Origin of the sequence: Lysobacter enzymogenes (assembly GCF_017168095.1) — a bacterium.
Lineage (GTDB): Bacteria > Pseudomonadota > Gammaproteobacteria > Xanthomonadales > Xanthomonadaceae > Lysobacter > Lysobacter enzymogenes_D.
Genome location: NZ_LXSD01000370.1, coordinates 1 through 5,791 on the forward strand (window position 1 = coordinate 1; position 5,791 = coordinate 5,791).

At 70.4% G+C, this 5,791-nt stretch carries 5 protein-coding genes; 4 read left to right on the forward strand and 1 reads right to left on the reverse strand.

Translation table 11 applies throughout. The features are described from left to right. Positions 1-957 (forward strand): hypothetical protein (locus A7A76_RS14890; protein WP_206411916.1); only part of this gene is annotated, 957 nt, incomplete at its 5' end. 149 nt (positions 958-1,106) lie between these two features. On the opposite strand, the gene A7A76_RS14895 is transcribed toward A7A76_RS14890, so the two are convergent. Further along, a complete protein-coding gene (locus A7A76_RS14895; RefSeq protein ID WP_206411917.1) occupies positions 1,107-1,748 on the reverse strand; it encodes a TIGR00645 family protein in 642 nt (213 codons plus the stop codon). A 235-nt stretch (positions 1,749-1,983) separates the two neighbouring features. Here A7A76_RS14895 and A7A76_RS14900 point away from each other — a divergent pair, with 235 nt between their 5' ends. The 3 genes from A7A76_RS14900 (at position 1,984) to A7A76_RS14910 (ending at position 5,535) form a co-directional block, all read left to right on the forward strand. After that, positions 1,984-2,697, forward strand: a complete 714-nt coding sequence (locus A7A76_RS14900; protein WP_206411918.1) for a glutathione binding-like protein — start codon at positions 1,984-1,986, stop codon at positions 2,695-2,697. 129 nt (positions 2,698-2,826) lie between these two features. After that, on the forward strand, positions 2,827-5,043 hold the full coding sequence (locus A7A76_RS14905) for a S9 family peptidase (protein ID WP_206411920.1): 2,217 nt from the start codon (positions 2,827-2,829) through the stop codon (positions 5,041-5,043). Between the two features lie 69 nt (positions 5,044-5,112). Then, positions 5,113-5,535, forward strand: a complete 423-nt coding sequence (locus tag A7A76_RS14910) for a cytochrome c oxidase assembly factor Coa1 family protein (RefSeq protein WP_206411919.1) — start codon at positions 5,113-5,115, stop codon at positions 5,533-5,535. The last annotated feature ends 256 nt before the right edge of the window (positions 5,536-5,791 follow it).

Consider the following 5,791-nt stretch of genomic DNA (forward strand, 5'->3'; position numbering starts at 1 on the left):
CCCGCGGCGGCGAGCGCGGCGGCTGCGACGAGCGCGGTCGCAGCGAGCGCCGCCAGCGAACGGGTTCTGCGCGTCGGCGACGGCCGCCTGCGGGTGATCGTCGAGAACCCGCCCGATGCCGCCCGCGCCGATCGGTTGCAGGCCTGGCTGGCCGAGTGCGCGCGCGCCCAGCTCACCGCGTTCGGCCGTTTCCCGCTGCGCGAAGCGACGGTGCGCGTGCGCCTGGTGCCGCGGCGCGGCCGCGACCCGAGCCCGGTGCCGTGGGGCCAGACCGTGCGCGAGGACGGCGTGTCGGTGCTGCTGTTCGTGCGCGACGACGCCGGCGGCGAGGAACTGCGCGCCGACTGGACCGCGGTGCACGAGCTTTCGCACCTGTTCCATCCCTATCTCGGCGACGTCGGCCGCTGGCTGGCCGAGGGTCTGGCCAGTTATTACCAGAACGTGCTGCGCGCGCGCGCCGGCCTGCTCGACGGCGAGGAAGCGTGGCGGCGGCTGGACGGCGGTTTCCGCCGCGGCCGCGACGCGGGCGCGGGCCCGCGCATGGACGAAGTCGGCTGGCGCCGCGGCGCCACCATGCGCATCTACTGGGCCGGCGCGGCGTTCTGGCTGGACGCGGATTTGGCCCTGCGGCGCGAGCGCGGCCGCAGCCTGGACCAGGTGCTGGCGGCGTATTCGCAATGCTGCCTGCGCGAAGACAGCCGCAGCACGCCTGAAGCGTTCATCGCCGCGCTCGACCGCGCCGGCGGCGGCGGCACGATCGCGCGCACGTATGCGAAGCACGCGCCGATGACCGGGTTTCCGTCGCTGCAGGCCGATTACGCCGCGCTGGGGATCGACACCGACGGCGAACAGCTGGCGTTTTCGCCGGATCCGGCCAAGGCGCGGCTGCGCGCGGCGATCATGGGGCCGCGCGCGGCGGTGGCGATGCGGTCTTCGGCCGATGACGACGGCGGATAGGCGAGGTTCGTCGTTGGCGCGTTGTCGCGGTCGCGGCTCGCGCCGCTCCTACAGTCAGATACGAAACTCGCCGCAGCCCCTGTAGGAGCGGCGCGAGCCGCGACCGCGCCAAACCAGCGACGGCGCGGCTCGCACGCAGCGAGAACGAGTCAGTGCCCGGGCTTCGCCGGCTTGCCCGCGCTCATCAGCTTGTCGGTCCAGGCGATGCCCACCGCCGAGACGATGAACAGGAAGTGGATCAAGGACTGCCACATCACGCCTTGCGCGGTGACCTCGCTGCAACGCAGCAGCCTGGGATCGACCTGCCCGTTGGCGGTCATCGCCGCCAGGGCCTTCGCCATTTCGTACGCTTCCGGCGTCCCGCACAGCGGCAAGCCGAGGCTGCCCGCGCCGATGAAGGTCTTGAGCAGATGGATCGAGGAAATGCCGATGATCGCCATCGCCAGCTTGACCTTGAGCACGCTGGCGTTGACGTGGCTCAGCCACTCCGGCTGGTCCGGATGGCCTTCCAGGCGCAGGCGCGAAACGAAGGTCTCGTAGCCGCCGACGATCACCATCACCAGCAGGTTGGAGATCATCACCACGTCGATCAGGCCGAGCACGATGAGCATGATGCTCTGCTCGGTCAGATTGGCCGCGTCGCTGACCAGGTGGATCAGTTCGCGCACGAACTGGAACACGTAGACGCCCTGGGCCACGATCAGGCCCAGGTACAGCGGCAGCTGCAGCCAGCGCGAGCTGAAGATCAGGGCCGGCAGGGGATTGAGTCGGTTGATCCTGGAGTCGGTCATGCGGGTCGGCAATGTTCTGGAAAGAAGAAGAAACCGCGCGCCGAACGCCGGAACGAAACCGGAGGTCCGCCGCAGTGCGGGGGCACAGAGTAGCCGGGCCGCGCCGTCATCGCCATCGCGACCGCCGTCGCATTCAGCCGCGACGCTCCGCGGCACGCGCCTTTCCACCGCCGCAACGGCCCTGCGCGCAGGGCCGCGCGTACACTGCCGGCTCATTCAGCGGAGTCCGTCCCCCATGATCGACCTGCACTATTGGCCCACGCCCAACGGCCACAAGATCACCTTGTTCCTGGAAGAAGCCGCGCAGGCCGGGCAGGCCCTGGCGTACCAGATCAAACCGGTGAACATCGGCGCCGGCGACCAGTTCAAGCCCGAATTCCTGGCCATTTCGCCGAACAACCGCATGCCGGCGATCGTCGACCATGCGCCGGCGGACGGCGGCGCGGCGATCAGCGTGTTCGAATCCGGCGCGATCTTGCAGTATCTGGCGGAAAAAACCGGCCTGTTCGCCCCCACCGACCTGCGCGGCCGGGCCGAGACGAACGAATGGCTGTTCTGGCAGGTCGCCGGTTACGGCCCGATGCTCGGCCAGAACCATCACTTCAACCGCTATGCGCCGGAGAAGGTGCCCTACGCCATCGATCGCTATCAGCGCGAAACCGAACGACTGTACGGCGTGCTCGACAAGCGCCTGGCCGGGCGCGAATTCATCGCCGGCGACGCGCTGAGCATCGCCGATTTCGCCAGCCATCCGTGGGCGCGCGAGCACGACTGGCACCATGTCGACCTGGCCCGCTACCCCCAGGTGCAGCGCTGGTACGAGGCCCTGGCCGCGCGCCCGGCCTTCCAGCGGGCTTACGAAATGGGCAAGGTATACCGGGCCGACAAGGCCATGACCGAGGAGATGCGCAAGCACCTGTTCGGTACCCCGGCCGCGCAGCCGCAGTAAGCGGCGCGCGGCCGCAGCCATCCGCGCTCCACCCCGCCGTTCCGCCGCCGGCCCGCGCCGGCGGCGCCCGTCACGGACCATCCGCCCGAAATGAACAACGCCCGCCGCCTCGTCGCCTGCCTGATCGCCATGTCGCTGACCGCCGCCACGCCCGCCCTCGCCGCTCCGCCCGCCGCCGCACCGGCCGACGGCCGCCTGACCCTGGAAGCGCTGACCGGCGACGCGCCGCTGTCGGGCCCGAGCCTGCTCAAGCCCAAGGTGGCGCCGGACGGCAGCCGGGTGGGTTTCCTGCGCGGCAAGCAGCGCGACCGCAACCGCCTGGACCTGTGGGCCTACGACATCGCCAGCGGCAAGACCGCGCTGCTGGTCGATTCCGACGACGTGCTGCCGGGCGCGGAAACGCTCAGCGACGCGGAGAAGGCGCGGCGCGAGCGCCAGCGCATCGCCGCGCTGTCGGGCATCGTCGATTACCAGTGGTCCCCCGACGGCAAGCGCCTGCTGTTCCCGCTCGGCGGCGAGCTCTACCTCTACGACCTGTCCAAGACCGGCAAGGCCGCGGTGCGCCGGCTCACCCACGGCGAAGGCTTCGCCACCGATCCCAAGCTCTCGCCGCTCGGCGGCTACGTCAGCTTCGTGCGCGATCGCAACCTGTGGGTGATCGACCTGGCCGACGGCAAGGCGGTGCAACTGACCAAGGACGGCAGCGACACCATCGGCAACGGCGTCGCCGAATTCGTCGCCGACGAGGAAATGGACCGCCACACCGGTTATTGGTGGGCGCCGGACGATTCGGCCATCGCCTTCGCCCGCATCGACGAATCGCCGGTGCCGGTGCAAAAGCGCTACGAGGTCTATCCCGACCGCACCGCCGTGGTCGAGCAGCGCTATCCGGCCGCGGGCGACCGCAACGTGCTGGTGCGGCTGCTGGTGGCGCCGGTCGGCCGCGCCGGCGCGGCGCGCGAGATCGACCTGGGCAAGCAGCAGGACATCTACCTGGCCCGCGTCGATTGGCGCGGCGCCGACCGCCTGACCTTTCAGCGCCAGTCGCGCGACCAGCACACGCTCGAACTGATCGAAACCGACCTGGCCAGCGGCAAGCAGCGCACCCTGCAGACCGAGACCAGCAAGACCTGGGTGCCGCTGCACAACGACCTGCGCTTCCTCGCCGACGGCCGGATCCTGTGGAGCAGCGAGCGCAGCGGTTTCGAGCATCTCTACCTGCTGTCGGAAGACGGCGCCCAGGCCACCGCGCTGACTTCCGGCGACTGGCCGGTGGACGGCGTGCTCGCGGTCGACGAAGCCGCCGGCCAGGTCTATTTCGCCGCCGGCAAGGACAGCCCCACCGACGCGCAGATCTACCGCGTGCCGCTGGCCGGCGGCGCGGTCGAGCGCCTGTCCAAGAGCGACGGCCTGCACAGCGCCAGCTTCGCCAACAACGCCAGCGTCTACGTCGACAGCTGGTCGAACCCGACCACGCCGCCGCAGCTGGAGCTGTACCGCAACGACGGCAGCCGCATCGCCGCGCTGATCGCCAACGATCTGTCCGATCCCAAGCATCCCTACGCGCCGTACCTGAAGGCGCAGCGGCCGCTGGAGTTCGGCACGCTCAAGGCCGCCGACGGCAAGACCGAGCTGCACTACAGCCTGATCAAGCCGGCCGGCTTCGACCCGGCCAGGCGCTATCCGGTGGTGGTCTACGTCTACGGCGGCCCGGCCGCGCAGTCGGTCAAGCGCGCCTGGGCGCCGGACTTCAACCAGTACCTGGCCCAGCGCGGCTATGTGGTGTTCTCGCTCGACAACCGCGGCACCCCGCGCCGCGGCGCGTCGTTCGGCGGCGCGCTGTACGGCAGGCAGGGCACGGTGGAAGTGGCCGACCAGCTCGAAGGGGTGAAGTGGCTGAAGTCGCAGCCGTGGGTCGACGGCGCGAAGATCGGCGTGTACGGCTGGTCCAACGGCGGCTACATGACCTTGATGATGCTGGCCAAGGCCAGCGACCAGTACGCCTGCGGCGCCGCCGGCGCGCCGGTCACCGATTGGGGCCTGTACGACAGCCACTACACCGAGCGCTACATGGGGCTGCCCAAGGACAACCCCGACGGCTATCGCGAAGGCCGCGTGCTGCAGCACCTGGACGGACTGACCTCGCGCCTGCTGCTGATCCACGGCATGGCCGACGACAACGTGCTGTTCACCAACTCCACCGTGCTGATGAGCGCGCTGCAGCAGCGCGGCCGGCCGTTCGAGCTGATGACCTATCCCGGCGCCAAGCACGGCCTGCGCGGGCGCGACAACCTGCACCGGCTGCGCCTGACCGAGGATTTCTTCGACCGCTGCCTCAAGCGCTGAGCGCCCGGCGCGGCCGGATCGCAAAGACCGACCCGACTCCATCGAACCGACGACAAGGACTTCGACGCGATGAACGCGCAATACCGCAAGCCCTGGGTGCAACGCCACTGGCTGCTGATGCTGGTGCTGAGTTTCGCGGTGATGATGGTGCTGTCGCTGGCCATCGGCCTGGGCGCGATGTACTTCATGATGTCCTCGGTCAAGAACACCGCGCCTTATCGCGAGGCGATGGCGCGGGCGAGCGGCGACGAGCGCATGATCCGCGCGCTGGGCAAGCCGATCGGCGCGCGCTGGATTCCGCTGGGCATGGTCGAGCAGCGCGAGCAGGGCCGCGCCGCGTTCCTGGTGTTCCTGCAGGGGCCGCGCGGCACCGGCACGATCGACGTGCAGGGCGTGTTCGTCGACGGCCTGTGGCGTTACCAGCGCCTGCGCGGCGAGACCGACGGGCCGCCGCGCGAAAGCTACGACTTGCGCAGCGACGTCGACCATTGAGCCGCGATCCGGCCGGGCGGCCGCCGCGGCCGCGGGCATGGATCGCCGCCGCATGACCTTCGGCGCTTGGCCTGCGCCGGCGCGGAGCCGATGCTGGCGGGCGCCGCGCGCTGCGCGCCGCCGTTCTTCCTTCGCGTTCTCACGACAAGGGTCGCCGCCATGAAACCGCTCGTCCTCGCAATCGCCCTGGCGCTGTGCGCGCCCGCCCTCGCCGCCGCCGCACCGGCCGCCGCGCCCGCCGCGGCCAGGAGCGCGG

Bases quoted from the DNA above. Each gene is read 5' to 3' on its own strand.
- A7A76_RS14895 (WP_206411917.1), bottom strand. From the start codon at position 1,748: ATGACCGACTCCAGGATCAACCGACTCAATCCCCTGCCGGCCCTGATC.
- A7A76_RS14905 (WP_206411920.1), top strand. From the start codon at position 2,827: ATGTCGCTGACCGCCGCCACGCCCGCCCTCGCCGCTCCGCCCGCCGCC.
- A7A76_RS14910 (WP_206411919.1), top strand. From the start codon at position 5,113: ATGAACGCGCAATACCGCAAGCCCTGGGTGCAACGCCACTGGCTGCTG.
- A7A76_RS14900 (WP_206411918.1), top strand. From the start codon at position 1,984: ATGATCGACCTGCACTATTGGCCCACGCCCAACGGCCACAAGATCACC.